This window comes from Urinicoccus timonensis (genome assembly GCF_900232945.1).
Lineage (GTDB): Bacteria > Bacillota > Clostridia > Tissierellales > Peptoniphilaceae > Urinicoccus > Urinicoccus timonensis.
This window is the reverse complement of the sequence record NZ_OCTU01000006.1, coordinates 1-24,956: the sequence shown is the minus strand read 5'-3', so window position 1 is coordinate 24,956 and position 24,956 is coordinate 1. Positions and strand designations below refer to the sequence as shown.

Annotated in this window: 22 protein-coding genes; 2 read left to right on the top strand and 20 right to left on the bottom strand. The window is 42.3% G+C overall.

Translation table 11 applies throughout. From position 1 onward, the window contains the following. Nucleotides 1-35: 35 nt before the first annotated feature. The 20 genes from CS898_RS08830 to ftsE form a co-directional block, all read right to left on the bottom strand. Nucleotides 36-437, bottom strand: coding sequence for a S1 RNA-binding domain-containing protein (locus CS898_RS08830; protein ID WP_009430048.1), 402 nt, complete (start codon nucleotides 435-437; stop codon nucleotides 36-38). Between the two features lie 3 nt (nucleotides 438-440). Beyond that, nucleotides 441-761, bottom strand: a complete 321-nt coding sequence (locus CS898_RS08825) for an FtsB family cell division protein (RefSeq protein ID WP_099208862.1) — start codon at nucleotides 759-761, stop codon at nucleotides 441-443. A 54-nt stretch (nucleotides 762-815) separates the two neighbouring features. Further along, nucleotides 816-1,055, bottom strand: a complete 240-nt coding sequence (locus tag CS898_RS08820) for an RNA-binding S4 domain-containing protein (protein WP_009432025.1) — start codon at nucleotides 1,053-1,055, stop codon at nucleotides 816-818. A gap of 45 nt (nucleotides 1,056-1,100) precedes the next feature. Then, on the bottom strand, nucleotides 1,101-1,379 hold the full coding sequence (gene hbs / locus CS898_RS08815) for a non-specific DNA-binding protein Hbs (RefSeq protein WP_009430487.1): 279 nt from the start codon (nucleotides 1,377-1,379) through the stop codon (nucleotides 1,101-1,103). Nucleotides 1,380-1,402: 23 nt separating this feature from the next. After that, on the bottom strand, nucleotides 1,403-2,824 hold the full coding sequence (gene mazG / locus CS898_RS08810; RefSeq protein ID WP_009430893.1) for a nucleoside triphosphate pyrophosphohydrolase: 1,422 nt from the start codon (nucleotides 2,822-2,824) through the stop codon (nucleotides 1,403-1,405). A gap of 188 nt (nucleotides 2,825-3,012) precedes the next feature. Beyond that, a complete protein-coding gene (locus CS898_RS08805) occupies nucleotides 3,013-4,041 on the bottom strand; it encodes a peptidylprolyl isomerase (RefSeq protein WP_159459154.1) in 1,029 nt (342 codons plus the stop codon). Between the two features lie 66 nt (nucleotides 4,042-4,107). After that, nucleotides 4,108-7,575 carry a transcription-repair coupling factor gene (gene mfd, locus CS898_RS08800; protein WP_099208860.1) on the bottom strand — a complete coding sequence of 1,156 codons (3,468 nt, stop codon included), beginning with the start codon at nucleotides 7,573-7,575 and terminating at the stop codon, nucleotides 4,108-4,110. Nucleotides 7,576-7,602: 27 nt separating this feature from the next. Next, complete coding sequence (pth, locus tag CS898_RS08795) at nucleotides 7,603-8,184, bottom strand: aminoacyl-tRNA hydrolase (protein WP_099208859.1); 582 nt, start codon at nucleotides 8,182-8,184, stop codon at nucleotides 7,603-7,605. 8 nt (nucleotides 8,185-8,192) lie between these two features. Next, a complete protein-coding gene (locus CS898_RS08790; RefSeq protein ID WP_099208858.1) occupies nucleotides 8,193-9,143 on the bottom strand; it encodes a ribose-phosphate diphosphokinase in 951 nt (316 codons plus the stop codon). Then, nucleotides 9,140-10,537 carry a bifunctional UDP-N-acetylglucosamine diphosphorylase/glucosamine-1-phosphate N-acetyltransferase GlmU gene (gene glmU / locus CS898_RS08785; RefSeq protein WP_099208857.1) on the bottom strand — a complete coding sequence of 466 codons (1,398 nt, stop codon included), beginning with the start codon at nucleotides 10,535-10,537 and terminating at the stop codon, nucleotides 9,140-9,142. Before glmU ends, CS898_RS08790 begins: the two co-directional genes overlap by 4 nt. Nucleotides 10,538-10,725: 188 nt before the next feature. Continuing rightward, the gene (locus tag CS898_RS08780) at nucleotides 10,726-11,442 is read right to left on the bottom strand and encodes an amino acid ABC transporter ATP-binding protein (protein ID WP_099208856.1); all 717 of its coding nucleotides are present in this window, start codon (nucleotides 11,440-11,442) and stop codon (nucleotides 10,726-10,728) included. Further along, nucleotides 11,429-12,115, bottom strand: a complete 687-nt coding sequence (locus tag CS898_RS08775) for an amino acid ABC transporter permease (protein ID WP_099208855.1) — start codon at nucleotides 12,113-12,115, stop codon at nucleotides 11,429-11,431. Before CS898_RS08775 ends, CS898_RS08780 begins: the two co-directional genes overlap by 14 nt. A gap of 37 nt (nucleotides 12,116-12,152) precedes the next feature. Then, a complete protein-coding gene (locus CS898_RS08770; RefSeq protein ID WP_099208854.1) occupies nucleotides 12,153-12,983 on the bottom strand; it encodes a transporter substrate-binding domain-containing protein in 831 nt (276 codons plus the stop codon). A gap of 244 nt (nucleotides 12,984-13,227) precedes the next feature. After that, nucleotides 13,228-13,992 (bottom strand): L,D-transpeptidase, encoded by a 765-nt coding sequence (locus CS898_RS08765; protein WP_099208853.1) that lies wholly within the window; start codon nucleotides 13,990-13,992, stop codon nucleotides 13,228-13,230. 9 nt (nucleotides 13,993-14,001) lie between these two features. Next, nucleotides 14,002-16,815: an excinuclease ABC subunit UvrA gene (uvrA, locus tag CS898_RS08760; protein ID WP_099208852.1), complete on the bottom strand. Its 2,814-nt coding sequence runs from the start codon at nucleotides 16,813-16,815 to the stop codon at nucleotides 14,002-14,004. Continuing rightward, a complete protein-coding gene (gene uvrB / locus CS898_RS08755) occupies nucleotides 16,812-18,797 on the bottom strand; it encodes an excinuclease ABC subunit UvrB (protein ID WP_099208851.1) in 1,986 nt (661 codons plus the stop codon). Before uvrB ends, uvrA begins: the two co-directional genes overlap by 4 nt. Nucleotides 18,798-18,856: 59 nt before the next feature. Continuing rightward, complete coding sequence (locus tag CS898_RS08750; RefSeq protein WP_099208850.1) at nucleotides 18,857-20,029, bottom strand: S41 family peptidase; 1,173 nt, start codon at nucleotides 20,027-20,029, stop codon at nucleotides 18,857-18,859. 18 nt (nucleotides 20,030-20,047) lie between these two features. Beyond that, a complete protein-coding gene (locus tag CS898_RS08745; protein WP_099208849.1) occupies nucleotides 20,048-21,298 on the bottom strand; it encodes a murein hydrolase activator EnvC family protein in 1,251 nt (416 codons plus the stop codon). A 9-nt stretch (nucleotides 21,299-21,307) separates the two neighbouring features. Then, a complete protein-coding gene (gene ftsX / locus CS898_RS08740) occupies nucleotides 21,308-22,210 on the bottom strand; it encodes a permease-like cell division protein FtsX (protein ID WP_009431871.1) in 903 nt (300 codons plus the stop codon). Then, nucleotides 22,188-22,883, bottom strand: coding sequence for a cell division ATP-binding protein FtsE (gene ftsE / locus CS898_RS08735; RefSeq protein ID WP_009431274.1), 696 nt, complete (start codon nucleotides 22,881-22,883; stop codon nucleotides 22,188-22,190). Before ftsE ends, ftsX begins: the two co-directional genes overlap by 23 nt. A 121-nt stretch (nucleotides 22,884-23,004) precedes the next feature. Between ftsE and CS898_RS08730 the strand changes: the two genes are divergently transcribed. Together CS898_RS08730 and CS898_RS08725 are read left to right on the top strand one after the other, a co-directional pair. Continuing rightward, complete coding sequence (locus CS898_RS08730; RefSeq protein WP_009430958.1) at nucleotides 23,005-23,538, top strand: 5-formyltetrahydrofolate cyclo-ligase; 534 nt, start codon at nucleotides 23,005-23,007, stop codon at nucleotides 23,536-23,538. A gap of 66 nt (nucleotides 23,539-23,604) precedes the next feature. Beyond that, complete coding sequence (locus CS898_RS08725) at nucleotides 23,605-24,789, top strand: coenzyme F420-0:L-glutamate ligase (RefSeq protein ID WP_009430365.1); 1,185 nt, start codon at nucleotides 23,605-23,607, stop codon at nucleotides 24,787-24,789. The last annotated feature ends 167 nt before the right edge of the window (nucleotides 24,790-24,956 follow it).

Below are 24,956 nucleotides of genomic sequence, written 5' to 3'. Positions count from 1 at the left end.
AATAGAAAAAGTGATAGCTAGCTATCACTTTTTCTTTACTTTCTCCATTTTCCATTGCCACGGCTATTATTTCTTTGTCGAACAGATTCAATCTTTTCGTTGCTTTCCTTTAAGAATTTGGCCATCTTGTCTTCAAAGGAAAGGTCTTTTTGATTATCCTTTTTCAGCCAATTGATGTCCATAGGCTTATTATTACTCTTAGGAGGTTGGGCTTTTTTAATGGATAAACCGATTTTTCCATTCTTGTCAATATTGACAACTTTTACCTTAACCTTTTGGCCTCTTTCTAAAAAGTCCGATGTCTTTTCTACATATTCATCCGATATTTCAGAAATGTGGACAAGGCCACTGGTCTCTTCATCAATTTGGACAAAAGCACCAAAATTAGTGATCCCCGTCACTACACCTTCAACAATCTCATTTACTTTAACTGACAAGCTTTAATTTCCTCCTTCTTCTACTTGACTTTCTTGATCAGGAGCCTTGGCCCCTTCGTCAACAAAAATAATCTCCCTAGGTTTGACCATTCCTAAATCTTCACGTGCAACTTGTTCGACATAATCCATTGAATTTGACTCTTTTATTTCTGAGTGAATGGTCTTAATTTCACTCTTGAGCCCTTGAATATTTTCCTCGTTTTTGACAATTTGTTTTGCCCGGTCATAGCGTAGATTACTCGATGTATACACTCGGTATGTAAGTCCTATACAAACGACTAGACTAAAAGCCAGCAAAAAAATTCCCTTTTTTGAATTTTTCATCCTATCACCCATTCAAGTCTATTATCACACGTTTAATGGGAATATTCAAGTCATTTAAAGACTTTCATACAAGGACTGGGCTTCATTTTTTCCAACGTGGTCCTTTAGGTCTACAACCCGACACTTGAATTCTCCTTGGCCTAGAGAAATTTCAATGATATCGCCAATTTTAACATCGTCGCCTGGTTTTGCTATCTTATCATTTATCTTGACCCGGCCCCCTTCACAAGCTTCTTTGGCCACGGTCCTTCTCTTAATTAACCTAGATATTTTTAAAAATTTATCGATTCGCATAACTTTTCCTTAAGAAAAAAGCACTTGCTAGGCAAGTGCTTTTTTTTACTTATTTACAGATTCTTTTAAAGCTTTTCCTGCACGGAAAACAGGTGCTTTACTTGCTGGAATCTTAATAACTTCTTCTGGATTTCTTGGGTTACGTCCTTCACGAGCTTTTCTTTGACGTACTTCGAAAGTTCCAAAGCCAACTAATTGTACTTTTTCTCCCTTAGATAGTGCACCTTCTACAGCGGATAAAAAGCCGTTTAATGCGTTTTCAGCATCCTTTTTGGTTAGGTTAGCACTTTCAGCAATGCTTGCTACTAATTCAGATTTGTTCATAATTTTCCTCCTAAAATAATGCATTATTTTTCTATTTTCTTCACTAGCTTCCAATAGTTCTCTAACTGGTTGAAATCTAGATGTTGAAAATCTAATTGATCCTTCATCGCCAATTCTTCCATTTTTTCTAGTCGATGAATTATTTTCTTACAAGCTTGGTGCATAATGTCTTCTGCTGCGTAATTTAAAGCATAGCACAAGTTGACCAAACTGTAAAACACATCTCCAATTTCTTCTTGGATATGGTTGGAATCTCCTTCTGCTAAGGCTTGGGCTAATTCATCCATTTCCTCTTGGACACAGGAAAAAACCTCTTGAGCATCCTGCCAAAAAAATCCAATTTTGCCAGTTTGATGGGTTATTTTTTGTGCCCTCATTAAGGCTGGTAGCCCCCGGATATCTTCTAGACGCTGAGCAAAGGTCTTAAAGCCTCGGCTTTGGTCTTTAATCCGATCCCAATTTCCTTCATCATACTTTTCTTGGTCAAAAACATGGGGATGACGATGGATAAGTTTGTTGGTCACCTGGGTCCAGATATCATAAAGGTTGAACTCCCCTTGTTCATAGGCAATTTGGCTGTGGAAGTAAACTTGAAACAATACATCCCCCAGCTCCTCAACCATTTGGTCTAAATCGCCACTTTTAATGGCATCCACTGCCTCATAGGATTCTTCAATCATATCAGGGCAGATGCTTTCATGGGTTTGTTCTAAATCCCAAGGACAACCATGGCGTCCTCGAAGCTCTTCCATAACCTTGGCCAAGTCTTGCCAGTTTTTCTTTTTGTCCAATTTCGGTACCAAGAGACTGGTTTGGTAAGAAGCCTGACACCGGTCCAAGGCATGAACCTTTACCCGGTCCATTTTCTCAGACTTTAAGCCTGCATCGCTGACAAGGAAAACTTCATGATCATCTCCATAAATTTCTCCTAAGGACAGTTTCAAGTCTGCTAAAATACGAGAATTATAAACCTGGGTTACCAAATTAGCCAAGTGGGGATTAAAGTCCGTCCAGTGGTAGTTATCCCCGTCCACCAGGATAAATCCCTCTACAGGGTCCAAATGGCATAGGGTAAAAACTGGTTCTAGAAAACTTAAACCTTGAATCACTTCATATTGGTCTGAGTCTAGCTTGTCCAAGAGCATTTTTACTGTCTTCTCAGCAATCATAGGACTTCCCGGCACCAGATAGTTGATATCTTCTCTTTCAGCAGCTTGGATGAGCTCTTGGTAGATCCCGGTATAGATTTCGTCAAAAGAATCTAGCTCTTGATAGAGACCATCAAAACTTAGATAGGGAATCTCATTGTTTTTAAAATAGCTTACACTTTCATGTTGGTCTGTTCGAAGAAAGTTCTTCCGACCACTATGGATGGCTTCCAGGGCTTTTTTGGTCAGCTGGTCTGCATCCGATGGTCCAAGACCCACGATATATATTTTTCCCAAATCGAACCCCCTAACAAGTATGTATTTTACTAGATTATGAACCGTTTGTCTAGATAAAAAGCCACTTTTCAGGATTTTTCTATGAAATTTTATCTTACCCCCTAATTTTTCTTGCTTTTTTTCCTTAGCTTGCTCTTTTTTATTTTAAAAAGAAAAAAAGAAGGCTGGAAAATCCAGCCCTCCTTGTCTTATTTATCTTCTTTTTTTGCCTTTTGATTTTGGCCTTGGTCTTGGGCCTTGTCATTCTTTGTTACCTTTTCCATTCCCTTAGGCAATTCTACTTCATCTTTAAAGTTGACGTATTCTTTAACTTTTTTCTTACTTTCAACTTTTTTCATGTTTTCTTGAACTTTTTCTGACTTCACTTGTTGGCTTAGGGCATCTTTCATGGATTCTAGAGAATCCTTGATGTCGTTAACCTTGATAATGTGGTAGCCAAATTCAGTCTTAACAGGATCAGAAATTTCACCCTTCTTCATAGAAAAGACTTTTTCATCAAACTCTTTGACCATTTGTCCCTTTCCAAAGTAGCCTAGGGCTCCTCCATTGTCCTTGTTGGAGGTATCTGTGGAATATTTTTTAGCCAAATCTTCAAATTTAGCCCCTTGGTCTAACTCTTTTTTGACCTTTTTGGCCATATCTTCTGACTTAACCAGGATGTGAGAGGCATCTACTTGGGCCAATTCATCCTTGTGCTTGTCATAGTATTTTTTCACTTCATCATCTGAAACCTTAATAGTGTCTTGAAGGTGGGCAGAATATTTTTCCATTAAGATGGAATTTTTAATGTTTTTCTTTAAATAATCTTCCGTCATTCCTTCTGTTTTTAAGGCTTTTTGGAAGGCTTCCTCTCCACCATATTGTTTTTTCATATTTTCCAAAACTTGGTTAACATCTTCATCCTTGATTTCAATGCCAGCATCCTTGGCTTCTTGACGGATCATTTCCATTTGTTCCAAGTTTTTCAAAACCATTTCTTTTAAGGCTGTATCTACCGTCTTATCTTGACCTTGGACTACATTTTCTTCTAGATATTTATCTCCATATTGTTGAACAATATAGTTTCTTTGCATCCAATATTCTGTTTGGTAGGCTTCCATGGGAATATCTTGCCCATCTACGCTGGCTGCCACTCCTGCAGGTTTTTTTCCACATCCTGTGACCAAGAGTCCCATCAGTAGGGCACCAGTTACTAGTTTTACTGCTTTATTCTTCATCAAATAACATCCTTTCTCTTTCATCTTCTTCAGTTATAGTATCCATTATACAATATTCTATGAAATTTATGTGAAATTTTTCTGTTTTTTAAGAGTTTTTAGGCTGTCTTCAATAAGCAAAAGGGGATCCTTAACCTTTTTAAAATGGATATAGTTGGCCCCAGATAGGGAAAAGGTCACTTGGTCACGATACTTTCGCTTTAATTCATTGACCACAGCCAGGTCCAATTTTTCTCCCTGGGCAAAATTAATTTGGATATCTTGTCCCTTTTGGTTAATGCTTTCAATGCCATACTGGCCACTGGCATTCCGATACCAGCTGATTCTTAAGAGGCTAATTAATTTCTTGGAGGGTTCTCCAAAACGGTCTATTAATTCATCCATCAAGTCTTCAAAGTCTTCTTGGCTTTCCACCATGGCAATTTTTTTATAGATTTCCATTCTTTGGGATGGGTCTTGGATGTAGGATGGTTCAATATAGGAATCTACATTTAATTCAATGCTGGTGTCTATTTTTTCTTGTGGAGCCTCTCCCCTAAGTTCAGCAATGGCCTCCTTCAAGTATTTAACATAGAGGTCATAGCCAATGGCATCAATGTGACCAGACTGTTTACTACCTAAAATCGACCCAGACCCACGAATTTCCAGGTCTCGAAGGGCGATTTTAAAGCCAGAACCAAATTCTGTAAATTCTTTTATGGCTTGGAGCCTCTTTTCTGCTATTTCACTCATACTGACATCTTTTTCATAGGTTAAATAACAATAGGCAATCCGGTTGCTTCGACCAATCCGTCCTCTTAATTGGTAGAGTTGAGACAGACCTAGGTGGTTGGAATTATAGATAATCATGGTATTGGCATTTTTTACATCCATGCCGGTTTCTATAATGGTGGAACACAAGAGGACGTCTACCTCTCCATTGACGAAGTCCAACATGGTGTCTTCCAATTGACTTTCACTCATTTGTCCATTGGCGATGGCAAAGCGGGCTTCAGGTACCAGGTCTTTGAGCTGTCTAAGCTTGGATTCCATAGTGGCTACCCGGTTGTAAACCATATAAACCTGGCCTCCTCGTTCAATTTCCTTTAAGATGGCCTCCCGGACCATGTAGTCATTTTGTTCCACTACGTAGGTTTGGACAGGGAACCTCTCTTGGGGAGGTTCTTCAATGACACTCATGTCTCGGATCCCCACCATGGACATTTGCAGGGTCCTGGGAATGGGAGTTGCTGTCAAGGTCAAGGTATCTACATTTTCTTTTAACATCTTCAAGGTTTCTTTATGACGGACCCCAAAGCGTTGTTCTTCATCGACAATTAAAAGGCCCAGGTCCTTAAAGTGGACATCTTTGGATAGGAGCCTGTGGGTCCCAATAACCAGGTTGATCTGCCCAGACTTTAATTTTTTCAGGTCCTGTTTTTGCTGGTTGGCCGTCCGAAACCTGGATAGGACCGTTAAGTCTACGGGAAAATCTTCAAACCTTTTAAGGGCTGTATTGTAGTGTTGCTGGGCAAGGATGGTGGTGGGAACCAAAAAAGCCACCTGCTTGTCGTCTAAAATCGCCTTAAAGGCTGCCCTTAAGGCTACTTCCGTCTTTCCATAACCCACATCGGCACACAAGAGCCGGTCCATGGGCCGGTTGGACTGCATGTCTCTTTTGATTTCCTTAGACGCTTCCAGTTGGCCTTCTGTAGGCTCGTATTCAAAAGCGTCTTCAAATTCTCTTTGCCAACTATCATCCTTGGAAAATTTAAAGCCCTTGGCCTCTTCCCTCTTGGCATAGAGTTGGATCAAGTCCTCTGCCATGACCTCAACAGCTTTTTTGGCCTTTAACTTGGTCCGGTTCCACTCAGGGCTATTTAAACGGTTTATCTTAGGCGGCTGGCCTTCCTTACCGATAAACTTATGGATGATGCTTAATTGGTCCATGGGAAGGAAGAGGTTGTCTCCTCCCCGGTAGGAAATTTTAATATAATCCTTTATGGTTCCTTGGATTTCCAATTGCTTGGTGCCTACATATTGACCAATCCCATGGGCCTCATGGACTACATAGTCGCCAATTTTTAAGTCTTCAAAGTTTAAGGCCTTGCCTTTTCTAGACCTCTTCTTTTTCTTCTTTTCCTGGCCATAAATTTCCCCATGGTTGTAGATGACATAGCCTTCCTTGGGGTACTCATAGCCAGAAACAATAGATCCTGGTGTAATAATAATGCCATCCTCGACTTCCTGCTGACGGTCTTCCAGGTAGGTAACCGCCAAGTGGTTGGCTGTTAAATAGTCCACCAGGTCCCGACACTTATTGCTGTCTCCTCCAAAAATGATGACCTGGGTCTTTTTTTGGACATGACCTTGGATTTCTTCCAAGAAGAGGTCCATTCGACCCTTGTACTTAACTGTGGTCTTTAAATCAAAGGGAATTTTTTGCTTAACCCTCACTCCTTCTAAAGAGGATATGACTCCTTGGAGGAGGACCAGGTCTTGGTCCTTTAAGGCCTTAAGACTATCTTCTTTGGTCTTGACCAGACTTAGGTGGCCCTTTAAGACTTCTCCTAATTGGAGCATTTCTGTCAAATCCTCCAAGTTTTTTTGGGCCTTGTGGTCCAAATTTTGGAAGGCTTGGTGGAGGTCCTTGATAAAGACCAGGGGTGGACTTTGAAAGTAGTCCAAGATACTTGCATAGGACGCCTTACCCAGGTAAGGCAAGAGGAGGTCCATATTGGATACCTGGTTGCTTTCTAAAAATTCTTCAAAATAGGGCTGAAATTTTTCCAGGCTCCGGTCAGGTAGATTTTCCCCCTCCAGGTCCTTTTTGGCCCTCTTCACAATGGCCTCTTTTTCCCCAGCCTTGAAGATAAATTCCCCATAGGGAACAATATCTATCTTGTCTTTACTGGCAATAGACCTTTGGCTGGCTACATCAAAGCTTCTTAGTGAGTCCACCTCTGTGTCAAAAAACTCTATCCGGATGGGATTTTTTTCATAAGTAAAGAGGTCCACAATCCCTCCCCGGTTGGAAAACTGCCCCGGTCCTTCTACTTGGTCTACCCGGTCATAGCCAATAGCTACAAGCCTTTCCAAGAGGTCTTCCAGGTCAAGCTCATCCCCCACTGCAAGGGAAAAGGAAGCCTTCTTCATCCGGTCCGGGGCCATAAATCTCTTTTCTAGATTTTCAATGCTGGTAACTAGGACCTTGCACCTACCTTCCAAAAGAGCCTTTAGAGCCTCTAATCCCTCTCCCTTATCAGACTGGTTGGAGGACAGGCTGGTAAAATAAAAATATTCCCTATAGGGAAGTAAATAAACAGACTCTTCCCCAATATGTTTGATGCTTTCATAAAATTTTCTAGCAGAAAAGACATCCGGATATAGGACCAAAAAGGCTTGGTCCAAGTCTTGGGAAAGACTGGCCAAAAGGTGTTCGTAGGCACCATCTACAAGGCCATAGGGCATAAGGGGAAACTTCTTCTCCTGAATGCCGGTCCTTAGCTCTTGGTATGAACTTGTCTTTTCCATGCATTCAATAAAAAAATCCATCTTTCCTCCACTTCAAAAGCTCAAGTCTTAAGACTTGAGCTCTTTTGCTTTTCCATTAAAGTGATTCATTCCATAAGAAACTCCATGGTCCAAAATGGCTATCGCTGCTTCAGCAGCCCGGTCAAGGCATTGTTTCATTTCTTCTTGTTGGTCCCTGGGAAAGCGCCCCAGGACAAAATTTGCCAAATTTTCCTCTGGATGTTTTTTCCCTACGCCAATCTTGAGGCGGGGGAAGTCTTGAGATCCTGTCATGGCAATAATGGACTTTAGGCCATTGTGGGTTCCCGCTGACCCCTTGGCCTTGATTTTGATTTCAGTAAAGTCAATGTCAATATCATCCACCAAAACCAAGACATCTTGGATAGGAATATTGAAATATCGAATAAATTCTTGGACACTTTTCCCACTATTATTCATATAGGTTTGGGGCTTTAATAAAAAGATTTTCTCTCCATTCCGAGTCCCTTGACCATAAAGCCCCTTACACTTGGCCTTGTTCACGGGAATGGACAGGACTTGAGACAAAAGGTCAATCACGTTAAAGCCTACATTATGCCGGGTGTTTTCATATTGTTTCCCGGGATTTCCTAAGCCAACAATAACTTTCACAGGACACCTTAATCAAACATAGCACTAACGGATGTGTTGGCATTGATTCTAGAAATTGCATCTGCAAAAACCTTGGCAACACTAACGACGTCAATAGAGTGGCCTCGTTTTTCTTCTGGCAGTTCAATGGTATCAGTAATGATGAATTTTTCCAAAACAGAATTTTCCAAACGGTCTAGGGCCGGTCCAGATAATACACCATGGGTTGCACAACCATAGACTTTCTTGGCTCCCCGGTCTTGGAGGGCCTGGGCAGCTTGGCAGATGGTTCCTGCTGTATCTACAATATCGTCAATTAGGATACAGTTTTTCCCTTCAATGTCTCCAATGATGTTCATGACCTCGCTGACATTAGGTCTAGGTCTTCTTTTTTCAATAATGGCAATAGGAAGGTTTAGGTGGTTGGAGAAATTACGAGCCCGGGTTACCCCGCCTAGGTCTGGACTGACGACAACAAAGTCTTCTTTCTTGACCATATCCTTAAAATAGTCTGCCAGGTAGGGAATAGCACTTAAATGGTCTACAGGTATATCAAAATATCCTTGGATTTGACCAGCATGCAGGTCCATACAAACAATCCGGTCTGCCCCAGCTACAGTAATAAGATCTGCTACTAGCTTTGATGTAATGGGTTCTCTAGCCTTGGTTTTACGGTCTTGTCTTGCATAGCCATAGTAGGGAATCACGGCATTAATCCGACCGGCAGAAGCCCTCTTTAGGGCGTCCATGAGGATTAATAATTCCATTAAATTATTATTTACCGGACTGGATGTGGATTGGATGACAAAAACGTCTTTGCCCCGAACGGTTTCACCAATATTGATATTGATTTCTCCATCTGAAAATTGGCGAACTTCACAATCCCCTTCTTCAATCCCCAAGTTTTCACAAATTAATTCCACCAAGGAATCATTTGAATTCCCTGTAAATACGATGATATCTCCATAATTTTGACTCATTTTTGAACCCCCTCGTCTTTTTTCATGCCCATTCTCTCTGACCAATGGTCAATGTTCTTTTGCTTTCCTCTTTCAATGGCCAATTGTCCCTCTTCCACTTTTTTGGTAATGGTTGATCCTGCTGCAATGTATCCATAGTCTTCCACTTCCACTGGTGCTACCAGGTTTGAATTAGACCCTATAAAGGCATGGTCTCCTACATTTGTATGGAATTTTTCCAGGCCATTGTAATTGACAAAAATTGTTCCGCAACCAATATTTACACCATCTCCCACACTGGCATCTCCAATATAGGCCAGGTGGCCGGCCTTGGTTCCTTCCCCAAGACTAGCATTTTTTACTTCTACAAAGTTTCCAATCTTCACATGGTCTTTGATTTCCGACTTGGGTCTTAAGTGGGCATAGGGCCCAAGTTTTACATGATTATGGACAATGGATTCTTCAATCAAGACATTATCCAAAATAACATGGTCCCCAACGGTAGAATCTACAACCCGGGTAGACCCATATAGGACACAGTGACTTCCAATCTTGGTCTTGCCTGACAAGACGACTCCTGGATAGATGATGGTATCTTGACCAATTTCTACATCATCTTCCACAATGGTGGACCCGGGGTCCATAAAAGAAACCCCATTTTCCATATGACGCTCATTAATCCTCTTGCGGATTAAGGAATCCACATGGGCCAACTGGATACGGGAGTTGATTCCCAACATTTCATTGGCATCCTTTAGGGTATAGCCCCCAACCTTGTGACCTTTTTCGTTGAGAATCTTAATAACATCTGTTAAATACAGTTCCCCTTGGGCATTGTCCGTTTCCAAATGGGTTAGGGCATTACGCAAGGCCCTTCCTTGAAAGGTAAAAATTCCTGAATTCACTTCTTGAATGGCCTTTTCCTTGATGGTAGCATCCTTTTCTTCTACAATCTTGCCAATACTAGAATTTTCCCTACGGACAATCCGCCCATAGCCTGTGGGATCCTTTAAATTTGCCGTTAAAACACAAGCTTCATAGCCATTGTTTTGATGGAAGTTTATAAAGTTCTTTAATGTATCTGCTGTAATTAAGGGGGTATCTCCCGTTAAAATAACTACAACATCGTCATCTTTAAAACAATCTAAACTTTGCATAACGGCAAAACCAGTCCCATAGGGGACATCTGCAGACATTGGTTGTTTTCGGATAACAACCCCTTTATTTTTTAATTCCTCATTGACCAAGTCTGCCTTATGGCCGATGACGACTACTGTTTCTTCTGCGCCAGCTTCTTTGGCACCGCGAATGACATAGTCCACCAAGGGTTTACCTGCAATCCGATGCAAGACCTTGGGTAGGTCTGACTTCATTCGTGTCCCTTCGCCTGCTGCCAGAACGATTGAAACAATCATACTTCACCCCTTCGAAATCTTCATTCTTCTCTATTATATCCGAAATAGACCAAATAAAAAAGTAGCTAGGCAAAATAGATTCCTTAATTTTTCCCAGTCCTTTAATTTAAAGCCCGGTAAGTCTTACTAGCCTTCTTTTTGGACAATGAAAAAGAGTGAGATTTCTCTCACTCTTACTTTACTCGTCTTTAACTTAAAACCTTGGACAAAAAGTCCCGGGTTCTTTCTTCTTGAGGGTTATTAAAAAGGTCTTCTGGCCGACCCTCTTCTATAATTTGTCCCTTGTCCATAAAGAGGATTCGGTCTCCCACCTCCTTGGCAAAGCCCATTTCATGAGTGACCAAGACCATGGTCATTCCCTGGTCAGCCAGGTCCTTCATTACTTCTAAAACTTCTCCCACCATTTCAGGGTCCAAGGCAGATGTAGGCTCATCAAAAAGCATCACCTTGGGATCCATACACAGGGCTCGGACAATGGCAATCCTTTGTTTTTGTCCCCCAGACAGGGAAGCTGGATAGGCATCCTTCTTGTCCAAAAGACCCACCCGGTCCAGGAGGCGAAGAGCTTTTTCTTTGGCATCCTTGTCTTTGACAAGCTTGGGTGCCAGGGTTAAATTTTCCAAAACAGTCTTGTGGGGAAAGAGGTTAAAATGTTGAAAAACCATACCCAAATTTTCCCGGACTTGGTTGATGTTGACATCAGGCTGGGTAATGTCTTGCCCATCCACAAGGATTAACCCTGATGTTACTTCTTCTAAGCCATTTAAACAACGCAGGAAGGTGGACTTTCCCGATCCACTGGGTCCAATGATAACTACGACTTCTCCGTCTTGAATTTCCTCTGAAATTTCATCTAGGACCTTATGGTCTCCAAAATATTTGCTGATTTTATTAGTAACGATCATTGCGGTGGAGCCTCCTTTCAAATTGTTGTAAAAGCTTTGTCAGGCTGTAGGTTAGTACAAAATAGATGACTGCCACATAAAAATAGGGTTCAAAGGCCTTAAAGGTTGCTCCCCGAATGGCTTCTGCATAATACATCATATCGTGGAGGGCTACGATGGAAACCACAGCAGACTCCTTAATTAAGGTGACAAATTCATTTCCTAGGGCCGGTAGGATATTTTTTACAGCCTGGGGTAGGATGATATGAAGCATGGTTTGTCGCTCGCTCATTCCCAAGGACCGAGCTGCTTCACTTTGACCTTGGTCGATACTTTGGATTCCCGCCCGAATGATTTCAGAAATATAGGCCCCTGAGTTTAAGCACATGGGAATTGAAGCTAGAAAAATCTTATTTCTCAAAAAAGTGAATTCCGGTGGAATAATGTTGAGGACCGAGTAGACAAATAAGGTAATTTGTACAATCAAGGGGGTTCCCCGAATAATTTCTACAATTGCTGAGGAAAGCTTATTTAAAAATGGATTCTTACTCCGACGTCCCAGGGCCAAAAGGGCTCCAATTAAAACCCCAAAAAAGACTCCAATAATGGACAGGATTAAGGTTACTTTTAATCCATTGGCATAGTCCTTCCAATATTTACTGATAAACAAGACTCGCTTTTGTATAAAGTCCATGTTTCCTCCTTAAATGAAAAACTCCCTAACGGGAGTTTTATTGTAATTCTTCGACTTCTTTACTGGATAGGTCGGTGTATTTTGCAATTTCTGCATCCATCTTACCTTCCTTGGTCCAGTCCCCAATAACCTTGTTGATGATTTCGATTAAATCTTCATTGCCCTTGGCCACAGCCACAGACATTTTTCCTTCATCTTCAAAGCCTACATCTTGGTAGACTAGGTCTTGGTTTAAACTTGCAAATTGACGTCCTGGAGGACCTGCAACAACCATTGCATCAAAGGTATGGTTCTTTAACTCTAAAACAATGTTGTTTTGGTTGGTCATTCCTTCGTAATCTGCCCCTTCAATGGTCTTGGCCAATTCATCTTGGGTACTTCCAATTTGTGCTGCTAGTTTTACTCCCTTTAAACTGTCCTTGGATGTATATTTTGCGGCATCAGCCTTACGGACCAAAAGACCTTGGTCTCCAGCAAAGTAAGATTCTGAAAAGTCCACAACTTCACGGCGTTCTTCATTGTCAACAATTCCAGCCAGGCCGATATCTACTTCTCCAGACTTTAAAGATGGGATAATTGCATTGAATTGCATGTCTTGAACCACCAATTCAACCCCTAATTCATCGGCAATGGCTTGAGCCAAGGCAATGTCGGCTCCAATAATTTGGGTTTGGCCATCTTGGTCCTTGGAAATCCATTCATAGGGTGGGTAGTCTGCACTGGTTCCCAAAACTAATTTTCCCTCTTTTTTAATTTTAGCTAGGGTCGGTCCTTGGGATGAGCCTCCATTAGACTCTTGTTTTCCACAAGCAGCAATACTTGCAATCATTGCAATAACTAACAATATACTAGATAACTTTTTTAACATGATTTTCCTCCTCTGTATTTCAACGGCTTACCAAACTTACAGACGGATTCTTCTCATAGATTTGGAGTCTGTAGTGTGGACCCAGTGGCTCCAGTGGCTCTTGCATGACAAATTGGGCATCAAGATTAAGGCCTCCTTCCAAAATTAAATATAATGGAATCATTATATAACACTTTATCCGATAAAATCAAGTTCAATACAAAGAAAATCCCAGAAATTCTTTCAAATCCCTGGGATCCTACTTTTAATATAGGGTAATGGCCTTTAATTTAACTTCTTTTTCTACTGGAGGAGCTTGATTTTGAGCTTGGCTCGCTCCCTTTTCAATGACTTGTTGGATGCCCATTTTAGCCAGTTCAGCATCTGTTCCAATCCAAACAGGGGCACCTAGAGTCATCCTGGGAAAGACAAAATTTTCAATGTCGTAATTGTACATCCGAATGCAGCCATTACTAGAATAAGTCCCTATTTCGTGAGGTTTAATGGTGCCATGGATTCCATAGCCACTTTTGCCAGGAAGCTTAAGTCCCATCCAGCGTTCCCCTAGAGGATTTCTAGGATCATTGGCTCCAATAGGTTTGTACTTTCCATTCATTCCTCCCCAGGCGGGATTGATTTGACGGTTCTGAATTTTCCCCTTGCCGGATGGGGTAGAGGTCCGGCTGGTCCCCAGGCAAACCGGATACTTGCCGGCAACCTTGTCCCCCTTATAAAGGGTTAAAGAAAGCCGAGTCTTATTTACGACAATCCAATATCCTTGACTGGGTGGATTCTTCACCACATCCCGGGCTCGGAGGTCTTGATTGTAGAGCATGTTTTGTGTTTCCTTGTTTAAGCCCCCGGTTACAACCAAGTTATTTTGGGCTTGAAACCTTTTAATCTCCGCAACCCTTTGGGCTCCCTTTTGGTTGACAAAGTGGTTGGGCCTAACCCACTGGGCATATAAGTTCGATGGCAATAAGATTAGGCAGACCATCAAAATCATAAGATTCTTTCTTAGCTTCTTCATTCCTTCCTCCTACAATATCTTCTTTAAAAATTGACCTGTATATGATTTTTCACATTGGGCAACTTCTTCTGGACTTCCAGTAACGATGACTTGACCTCCACCATCTCCCCCTTCGGGACCTAGGTCGATAATTTGGTCAGCCACCTTGATAACATCTAAATTGTGTTCAATGACAATAACGGTATTGCCCAGGTCTACCAGGCGGTTTAAGACTTGGACCAGCTTGTCTACATCATACATGTGGAGACCTGTGGTAGGTTCATCTAAGATATAGACTGTCTTTCCTGTGGACCGCTTGGAAAGTTCTGTTGCCAGCTTAATCCTTTGGGCTTCTCCCCCAGACAATTGGGTAGAAGGTTGCCCCAGCTTGATATAGCCCAGCCCTACATCCATAAGGGTCTGTAATTTGCGGACAATCCTAGGATGGTTTTTAAAAAAGTCCAAGGCTTCTTCCACAGTCATATCTAAAACTTCAGCAATATTCTTCCCCTTGTATTTTACTTCCAGGGTTTCTCGATTGTAGCGCTTCCCCTTGCAAACTTCACAGGGGACATAGACATCAGGTAAAAAGTGCATTTCTACCTTGATGATACCATCCCCCTTGCAGGCCTCACACCGGCCCCCTTTGACATTAAAGGAAAAGCGTCCCTTTTTATAGCCCCGCATTTTTGCCTCATTGGTCATGGCAAAAAGATCTCGAATGATATCAAAGGTTCCTGTATAGGTTGCAGGATTTGACCGCGGTGTCCGACCGATAGGACTTTGATCAATATCCACTACCTTGTCCACTTGGTCTAGACCTGTAATTTTTTTACAGCGCCCCGGCTTAACTCGGGACTTGTTGATTTTTTGTTGGAGGGACTTTAAGAGAACTTCATTGACTAGAGAACTCTTTCCAGACCCACTGACCCCTGAAACCACAATAAATTTACCTAGGGGAAAGTCCACATCAATGTCCTTGAGGTTGTTTTCACCAGCCCCCTTGACATGAATCTTGTGGCCATTTCCAGGTCTTCTTTCCTTGGGCACCTTAATTTGTCGCCGTTTTTTGAGATAGTCTCCTGTAATGGACTCCTTGACCTTCATAATATCCTCAGCTGTTCCTTGGGCCACCAGCTGGCCTCCATGGATTCCGGCTCCCGGTCCAATATCTATAATTTCATCAGCTGCCTCCATGGTTTCTTCATCATGCTCTACCACAATCAAGGTATTTCCCAGGTCTGTCAAGTCCCGGAGGGTCTTTAAAAGCATGGCATTATCTCTTTGGTGGAGACCTATCGAAGGCTCGTCCAAAACATAGATGACTCCTACCAGGGCCGATCCAATTTGTGTGGCCAGACGAATTCTTTGGGCTTCACCCCCGGACAAGCTACCGCTCATCCTAGCCAGGGTCAGGTAGTTTAAGCCCACATTGTCCAGGAAGGACAAGCGAGATATAATTTCTTTTAAAATCTCACTGGCAATAATTTTTTCCTTTTCTGTTAATTCCAACTTCTTGAAAAAGTCCAGGGTCTTGCTAATGGATAATTCCGTCACTTCATAGATGTTTAAGCCGTCAATCCGAACAGATAGGAGACTTTCTTTGAGCCGAGCTCCATGACAAGTCGGACAGGGGATATCAGTCATAAAGTCATCAATCCGATCAATCATCCGGTCTGAATTTGTTTCTGTATAGCGTCTTTTGAGGTTGTTGATAATCCCTTCAAAGGTTCCACGATAGCGCTTACGACCAGAAAAATAAGAATCAAAGCTGATAGAAATTTCCTGGTCACTCCCATAAAGGAGGGCATCTAAAAAGTCTTTTGGCAGATCTTTAATGGGGACCTTGGTGTCTACAGAAAACTTCTTGGCCAAGCCTCGAATAATTTCATAGTAGTAGGTTCCCGGACTGTTGGAATAGCAGGAAATCCCCCCTTGGTCTATAGACAAGTCCTTATTGGGTAAAATCAAGTCCACATCAGGTTCCTTAGAATAACCAATCCCATTACAAGTGGGACAGGCTCCCAGGGGGTTGTTAAAGGAAAAAGACCTGGGGCTAATTTCTTCAATGGCAATACCACAATGGGGACAGGATAATTTGGTTGAAAAAACCTTAGTTTCTCCTCCAATGACATCCACATGGACCAGGCCATGGCCAATTTCTGTAGCCAATTCCAGAGAATCTGCTAGGCGAGACTCAATGCCCTCTTTGATAATCAACCGGTCTACAACAGTTTCAATGGTATGGGCTTGATTTTTATTCAGTTCAATGTCTTCCATTAAATCATGGAGTTGACCATCAATCCGGACCCGGACATAGCCTTCTTTTTTAATGGATTCCAAGAGCTTTTTATGCATGCCCTTTTTCTGAACTACATTGGGACCCAAGATTTGAATCTTGGTCCGCTCATCCAACTTCATGAGCTCATCCACCATTTGGTCGATGCTGAAAGATGTAATTTCCTTGCCACACTTGGGACAATAGGGATGGCCTATCCTAGCAAAAAGAAGCCTGAGATAGTCATAAATTTCAGTCACTGTTCCAACAGTGGACCGGGGATTTTTACTAGTGGTCTTTTGGTCTATGGAAATACTCGGACTCATGCCGGTTATTTCATCCACTTCCGGTTTATCCATCTGGCCTAAAAATTGCCGGGCATAGGAGGATAGACTTTCCACATACCGTCTTTGCCCTTCGGCATAGATGGTATCAAAGGCCAGGGAAGACTTCCCCGACCCTGATAGACCCGTTACTACGACAAATTTATTCCTGGGTATCTTTACATTAATATTTTTTAAGTTGTGTTGTCTTGCTCCACGAATGACAATATGGGAATCTCTCATTCTGCCTCCCTTTCATAGATGGATTGTATTTGTAACTTCAATTCTTTAATCTTATCACGAATTTCTGCTGCTCGTTCAAAGTCCAGTTCTTCTGCAGCCCGATACATTTCTGGTTTGAGGTTTTCAATCATGGCTTGGATGTCATCCACATCAAATTCATCCTGGTAGTCCTCTTCCTCTTCGGCAGCAATCGTGGCGGCAATAATATCTCGAACACTCTTTTGAACAGACTTGGGTTCAATGTGGTGGGCCTTGTTAAAGGCATCTTGGATTTCCCGTCTCCGATTGGTTTCATCAATGGTTACCTGCATGGAGTCGGTAATCTTGTCAGCATACATAATGACCTGGCCTTGGACATTTCGAGCGGCCCGACCAGCCGTTTGGATTAAGCTTGTTTCAGACCGTAGGAAGCCTTCCTTGTCAGCATCTAGGATGACAACAAGACTAACTTCCGGTAGGTCCAAGCCCTCCCGTAAAAGGTTGATGCCCACCAAGACGTCATAAACTCCCAGTCGCAAGTCTCGAATAATCTCCATTCTTTCAATGGTGTCAATATCCGAGTGCATATAGGTTACCTTGAGGTCTAGACTTTTTAAATAGTCCGTCAGGTCCTCTGCCATTTTTTTGGTCAGGGTTGTAATAAGGACCCTTTCTTTTTTCTCCATCCGCTTGTGGATATCTGCAACAATTTGGTCGATTTGATTTTCCGTAGGCCGAACAGTAATGGCCGGATCTAAAAGTCCGGTAGGACGGATAATTTGCTCTACAATTTGACTGGAATGCTCTCTTTCATAGGGGCCAGGTGTGGCTGATACATAGAGGCATTGGTGCATCATGGCTTCAAATTCACTAAACCTCATAGGCCGGTTATCCAGGGCTGAGGGCAGTCGAAAACCATATTCCACCAGGGTTGTCTTCCTAGCCCGGTCTCCATTGTACATCCCTCCAATTTGAGGAATGGTGGCATGGGACTCGTCAATAATGGTGAGGAAGTCCTTGGGAAAATAATCAATCAGGGTATAGGGTTTTGAGCCAGGAGCCCGTCCTGACAAGTGTCTGGAATAGTTTTCGATTCCCGTACAGAAACCCATTTCCGCCAACATCTCCAGGTCATAGCGGGTTCTTTGCTCCAACCTTTGAGCTTCTAATAGCTTGTCCTGGTCCTTCAGTTGAGCTAGGCGTTCTTCTAATTCTTCTTCAATGGTCACCAGGGCCCTTTGCACCTTTTCTTCCGAAGTGGCAAAGTGGGAGGCCGGGAAGATAGACACATGGTTGCAATAACCCACTACATGCCCTGTTAAGGCATTGACTTCTGTAATCCGGTCGATTTCATCGCCAAAAAATTCAATCCGATAGGAATTTTCTGAACTATGGGCTGGAAAAATCTCCAAAGTATCCCCCCGAACTCGGAAGGTTCCCCGGATAAAATTCACATCATTACGGACATATTGAATGTCCACTAGCTTGGACATAATATCGTTTCGATCCTTGACCATCCCCGGTCGTAAGGAAACTACCAGATTTTCATAGTCAATAGGGTCCCCCAAACCATAGATACAGGAGACACTGGCTACGATAATGACATCTTTTCTTTCAAACAAACTCATGGTTGCACTGTGGCGCAGCTTGTCAATTTCATCGTTAATGGAAGAATCCTTTTCGATAAAGGTGTCTGTTTGAGGCACATAGGCTTCGGGTTGGTAGTAGTCATAATAGGAGACAAAATACTCCACAGCATTTTCAGGAAAAAACTCCCTAAACTCACTGGCCAATTGGTAGGCCAGGGTCTTATTATGGGCAATCACCAGGGTTGGCTTTTGAACTTTTTCAATGACCTTGGCCATGGTAAATGTCTTCCCGGACCCCGTAACCCCCTTTAGGGTTTGATGTTTATCTCCTCGGACAATCCCCTGGGCCAATTGGTCTATGGCCTGGGGCTGGTCTCCCATGGGTTCAAAAGGCGCATGTACTTTAAACTCCATCGCTTCCCTCTTTTCTACATAGGCACAAAAGCTATCTAGCAAAACTAGATAGCTTTTCTTTAAATTTTATCCTTTAATATCTCTCTTGCTTTATTTAATTGGCTATCTGTTTCAAGATAGTCCAAACCAATTCCTTTAATATTTTCAGGCAACTTAATCTGGACATCTGGTTCGATGCCCTTCTTATCTATACTTACCCCATTTGGTGTAAAATATTCAGCTACAGTAAGTTTTAGGCCATCCCCCTTGGGAAAGGTCTTTACAATTTGGATAACTCCCTTGCCATAAGAAGTTTCTCCCACCAAGGTTGCCTTCTTATGGTCCTTCAAGGCTCCAGCCAAAATTTCACTGGCTGATGCTGACCCCTTGTTCATCACAACCACCATGGGCAGGTTAAGGGCCCGGTTGTCTGATTGGACATTTTCCACCAATTTGCCGGCACGATTTTTGGCTGTAACAATGGTGCCCTGGGGTAGAAGGCTATCTGCAATGGCTGTGGCTGCATCCATATAGCCTCCAGGATTCCCCCTAAGGTCAAGAATTAAGCCCTTGATTCCTTGCTTTTGGAGCTTGTTCAAGTGTTGGTCAAACTCCTTGCTAGTGTGGTCTGAAAATTGGGTAATCCCAATATATCCTATATCTTGGTCCAACTTTTTAGAAATAACCGTATCTACGCTGATTTTCTTTCTCTCCAGCTGGTAGTCTTCCAGCTTATTGCTGTCAGACTTTAAGACTTGGATTTGAACCTTGGTGTTTTCTTTTCCTTTGATTTCTTCCACAGCCTTGGTTAACTGGTCTCCCATAAAGTCCTTGCCATTGATCTTGATAATCTTATCTCCGGCAGAAAGTCCCGCTTGGTCCGCTGGACTTCCCTTGATGGCTGAAACCACTGTAATCCGATTGTCTTCTCCTGGAGATAGGACAATGCCGACTCCGTAGAAGCTAGCTGAAGTAAAGTCCATCAGCTCTTGCATTTCTTCCTTGCTGTAATATTCTGAATAAGGGTCTCCAAGAGAAGCCACAATCCCCTTTAATTGACCTTCATAAAACTTACCTTCATCCACCTCTCTCAAGTAGTTCTTTTTTATAAACTCCTTGAGGTATTCCATCTTTATGGCTTGTTTTCCAGTTAAGGAGTTAGAGAATACAGAGTCCTTTTTGGAAAAATAAAAAGTAAGTAGGTTGGTCACCAATAAAAGGGATAGGGTCATGAAAATCCATCTTTTTTTCATTATATCGTCCCCTTTTTATTATACAAAGCTCAAGGGATTTACAGGTCTTCCTCCTACCCTAACTTCAAAGTGGCAGTGGGGACCTGTTGAGCGGCCTGTAGATCCGGCCAAGGCCACAACCTGACCTGCGGATACTTGTTGGCCTACACTGACCTTGAGACTGGAATTATGAGCATAGACAGTAACAATATCTCCATGATCTATCATGACGACATTTCCATAGGACCCCATATAGCTGGCTGTAATAACAATGCCTGACTTAGCAGCTACAATAGGGGTTCCACTCGGTGCAGGAATATCCACTCCTGAATGAAGCCTACGAGTTCCCAAAACTGGATGAATCCGGTAGCCAAAGGGAGAAGAAATACGGCTATGGCCTGGAACTGGCCAGGTTAAACTTTTATTGCTCCGAACATAGGGACTAGATGCCATAGGAAGTTCTGTAACTGTACCTGAGGATCCTGCCCTTTTTGCCTTGTTGGCTTTTTCTTGGGCCCTTTTCTTTAATTCGGCCAAACGCTTTTGTTCTTGGATGTCATTTTTGATTTGTTGAATCCTAGCTTCCAGCTGCTTACTTTCCTTAAGCATTTCATCATAGTCATCTTCATAGGCTGAAAGGTCTCCCTTTAGGTTCACCATATAGACTTGCTTGGCCTGGTTGGCTTCTTCCAAGGCTCTTTTCTTTTCTTCGGCTTGGGCCTTTTGACTTTCAAGGGCTGCTTTTTTCTGGGTCAGCTCTTCTTTTTTTGCCCGGATGGTATCTACTTGAGCTTTAATCTTGGCCACCAATTTCCGGTCCTGTCTGTTGATGACCTTAATCAATTCTACATTGGTTAAGAAAGACTCCATATCTTCGGAATTCAACAAGACATCTAGGTAGCCTATATCCCCCTTAACATACATGACCTTGATTCTTTGGGCAAAGGCATCTTGGGATTTTTTAAGTTCCGCTTGGGCTTGGTCAAGTTCTTTTTGGGCCTTGGCAATATCGCCTTCCAAAACCTTAATATTGTCCATTAGGGCATAAAGTTCTGTGCTAGCATTGGTTATAGAAAGGTCCAAGGCCTTGATATCTTCAGCAACACTGGATACTTCTGCTTTGGTTGAATTGATTACAGATTGCTTGTTATTCAATTGTTCTTGAATTGCCTTTTTTTGGCTTTGGGCCTTTTGCAGGTCCTTGGATGAAGCGTAAATAGCTCCAGGTGCCAAGCTTGTCAAAATCAAGAGGCTACAGAGCCCTCTTTGCAACCAATCTTTATGTTTCACAAAAACCTCCTAAACATCTAAGTGACGGGTTACGGAAATAATACTTCCCAAGTAACCAATCCCCATCCCCAGACTTGCTAAAATAACAAACAAGTTCATGGATAACTTCCGGTCGGGTACAAACAAGCCGACTCCTAAAATATCTAACAATTGAGGATTAAATCGATTAAAACTATATTGATATAGCAAGTAGAGAATGACGCAGGCTAAAACTCCTGCAAGTAATCCAAACAAGAGCCCCTCTATCAAAAAGGGTCCTCGGATATAGTAGTTGTTGGCCCCTACATAGCGCATAATTTGAATTTCTCTCCGCCTATTTTGTAGGGTAATTCGGATGGTGTTGTGGATTAGGACAATGGCAATCAGAAGTAAAATTCCAATAGTGGCCGTCCCTCCATAGCGAACCCCCCGATAGATTCTCAACATATTGTTGACCAGTTCATTATAGTATTGGACCTTGTAGACACCTGGAATTGTCTTGGCTTCCCGGGCCACTCTTTCTCCATCATTTAAGCTTTTTAAGTGGAGGGTAAAGGAAACGGGTAGGGGGTTTTCTGGAAGTCCTTCCAGGATGTAGTCATCACCCTTTAAGCGGTCCTTCATTTCATTTAAGGCTTCTTCCTTGCTGGTAAATTCAACCTTATCAACACCCTCCATGGTCTTAAACTTTTTTTCAACCTCTGTTAGTTTGTCCTGGGGGGTATTATTTTCGAAAAAGACCACAATTTTTTGCAATTTGGCTCCCGATTCAAAAACCACTTGTTCTACATTAAGTACCATGAGAAGGACAAAGCCAAACATCAAAAGGACAAAAGTAATGGATACTACTGAAGCCACAGTCATGCCCAGGTTTCTCCACATGCCCACCAGGCCTTCTCGAATAATATTTCTAAATTGTCTGAGGGTTTTCATAATATCCCGCACTTTCTTGGTCAAATAAAATGGATCCATTTTCTAAGGAGACAACCCTTTTTTTCATGGCGTCCACAATTTCTCTGGCATGGGTTGCCATAACAATGGTAACCCCTTCTTGGTTAAATCGATCCAAGGCATCCATAATATCCTTGGCTGTATCAAAATCCAGGTTCCCCGTAGGCTCATCACAAACAAGTATTTTAGGCCGATGAATCATGGCTCGAGCAATACTAACCCTTTGGGATTCTCCCCCAGACAGCTCTGTTGGATAACAGTTTTGCTTGTCTTCCAAGTGGACAGTTTCCAGGACAGATTCTACCCGTTTCTTTATTTCACTACTACTTTCCCCGGTAATCTCCAAGGCATAGGCTATATTTTCAAAAACTGTCTTTCGATCTAGTAGACGGTAGTCTTGAAACACGACCCCGACTTCTCGTCTGAGTTTTGGAATTTTATATTTAGGCATGGCCGAAATATCTGTATCGTTAATGCGGATAAAGCCCTTGCTGACTTGTTCTTCTCTTATAAGTAATTTAATCATCGTTGACTTTCCGGCTCCACTTGCTCCAACAAGAAATACAAAATCCCCGGAAGGAATTTCTAGGCTGACATCATTGAGTGCCATAACCCCATTCTTATATTCCTTGTAGACATGATTAAAAATAATCAAAGCTATTCCTCCTCATTCCACTTTCTTCAATTTTATATTATAATATAAGTAGAATGAGATTGAAACTATTTTGTAAAAATTTGTTACTTTTTTGTTACTTATTTCCCTTTTAGGAGGATTTATGGATAAAAATACCTACCGTCGCTACTGGTTAGAAAGAAGAAAGACCTTCCAAGCAGAAAAAATTCAAGCTTTTCAAGAAGCCTTAGTGGACTTTCTCTCTAACCTGGAATCCCAAACTATCTTTTCTTATTTTAGTATTGAAGACGAACTCCCTACCCGCAAGGCCCTTTATTCCACCTGGCACCACCACCAAATCTTAATCCCTAGAACCAAGCCTCAAGACCGAAGCATGGAAGCCTGCCCCATCCGGTCCAAGGAAGACCTAGTAGCTGGTCCTTTTCATTTAATTGAGGCCAATACTCCTGCCTACAAGGGAAAGATTGACCTTTGTTTAGTTCCGGGCCTGGTCTTTGACCTCCAAGGCTACCGGATTGGCTACGGAGGAGGCTACTACGATCGTTTCCTAAAAGACCACCCCTGCTATTGCATTGGTCTTTGCCTGGAAGAACAAATCGTCCCTGACCTGGATCCTGCCTCTTACGATATCCCAGTCCAAGCCCTCTTTACTGAAAAGGGTCTAAGGGAAATCTAGTCATTTTTTCCTTTTATTTCAAGTTAAAGTAGACTATAATGGAATATGAAATGGAGGAGTTATTGAATGAATCGTTATATTGGAACAACTGTAAGAGGGATTCGAACTCCCATTGTTATGAATGGAGATCCCCTTATTGACATTGTGGTAGATTCTTTAGAGCGTGCATCTAAATCAGAAGGCATCGAATTTCGCGACAAGGACGTCGTTGCTGTCACTGAATCCTTAGTTGCTAGAGCTCAAGGAAACTATTGTACTACAGAAGAAATTGCCGCAGATATTAATTCAAAGTACTCCGGCGAAATTGGCCTTGTCTTCCCAATCTTAAGTCGGAACCGCTTTTCGATTTTATTAAAGGGGATTGCCCAAGCCGGTAAAAAAATTCATATTTTAATGAGCTATCCTGCCGATGAAGTGGGCAACCACTTAATCTTACCTGAGGCCCTCTATAAGAGTAAGACCAATCCCTATACCGATGTTTTAGAAGAAGACGAATTCCGTCATATCTTCGGTAAATTGGAACATGCCTTTACCGGTGTAGACTATGTTGACCTCTACCACAAGGTTTGTGGAAATACTCCAGTGGAAATCCACTTTGCCAACGACCCCTGTGCCATCTTAAATTATTGTGATGAAGTCCTGGTGGCCAGTATCCATACCCGGAAAAGAATTAAAGACATGCTAAAGCAAGCCGGTGCAAAGGTGGTTTACGGCCTGGATGATATTATGACTAGCCCTGGTGAAACTGGTGGCTACAACGATGATTATGGTCTTTTGGGATCCAACCTCAGCAATGACCACACAGTGAAGTTATTCCCTAGGAATGCCCAAAGCTTTGCTGAAGACCTTCAAAAACGCCTCTATGAAAAAACCAACAAGCATATTGAAGTTTTAGTCTATGGAGACGGCGCTTTTAAGGATCCAGTAGGACAAATTTGGGAACTTGCGGACCCTGTAGTCTCTCCTGGTTATACCAAGGGACTTTTGGGAACCCCCAACGAAATCAAGATGAAGTACGTTGCCGACAACCAACTGGAAGGCCTGTCTGATGATGAAAAATATGCTGTCCTAGAAGAAAAAATTAAGACCAAGCCAGAATCTCTGGTTGGAGCCGATGAAACCCTGGGAACCACTCCTAGAAACCTAACCGACCTTTTAGGGTCCTTAAGTGACCTTACCAGTGGTAGTGGAGACAAGGGAACCCCTGTGGTTTGGATTCAAGGATACTTTGACTCCTATGTTGACCAATAATTGAAAATAAAAGACTTTTAGACCAGCGGTTGAGCCTGACCTGAACCCCAAAATCCGGAATACGGATGGAGGGGTTTTTTGTATGCCAAAATACACAAAAGAATTTAAAATAAAACTAGTGCTAGAATATTTATCAGGAGAAACAGGCGGGCGTGAAAAGGTAGCTA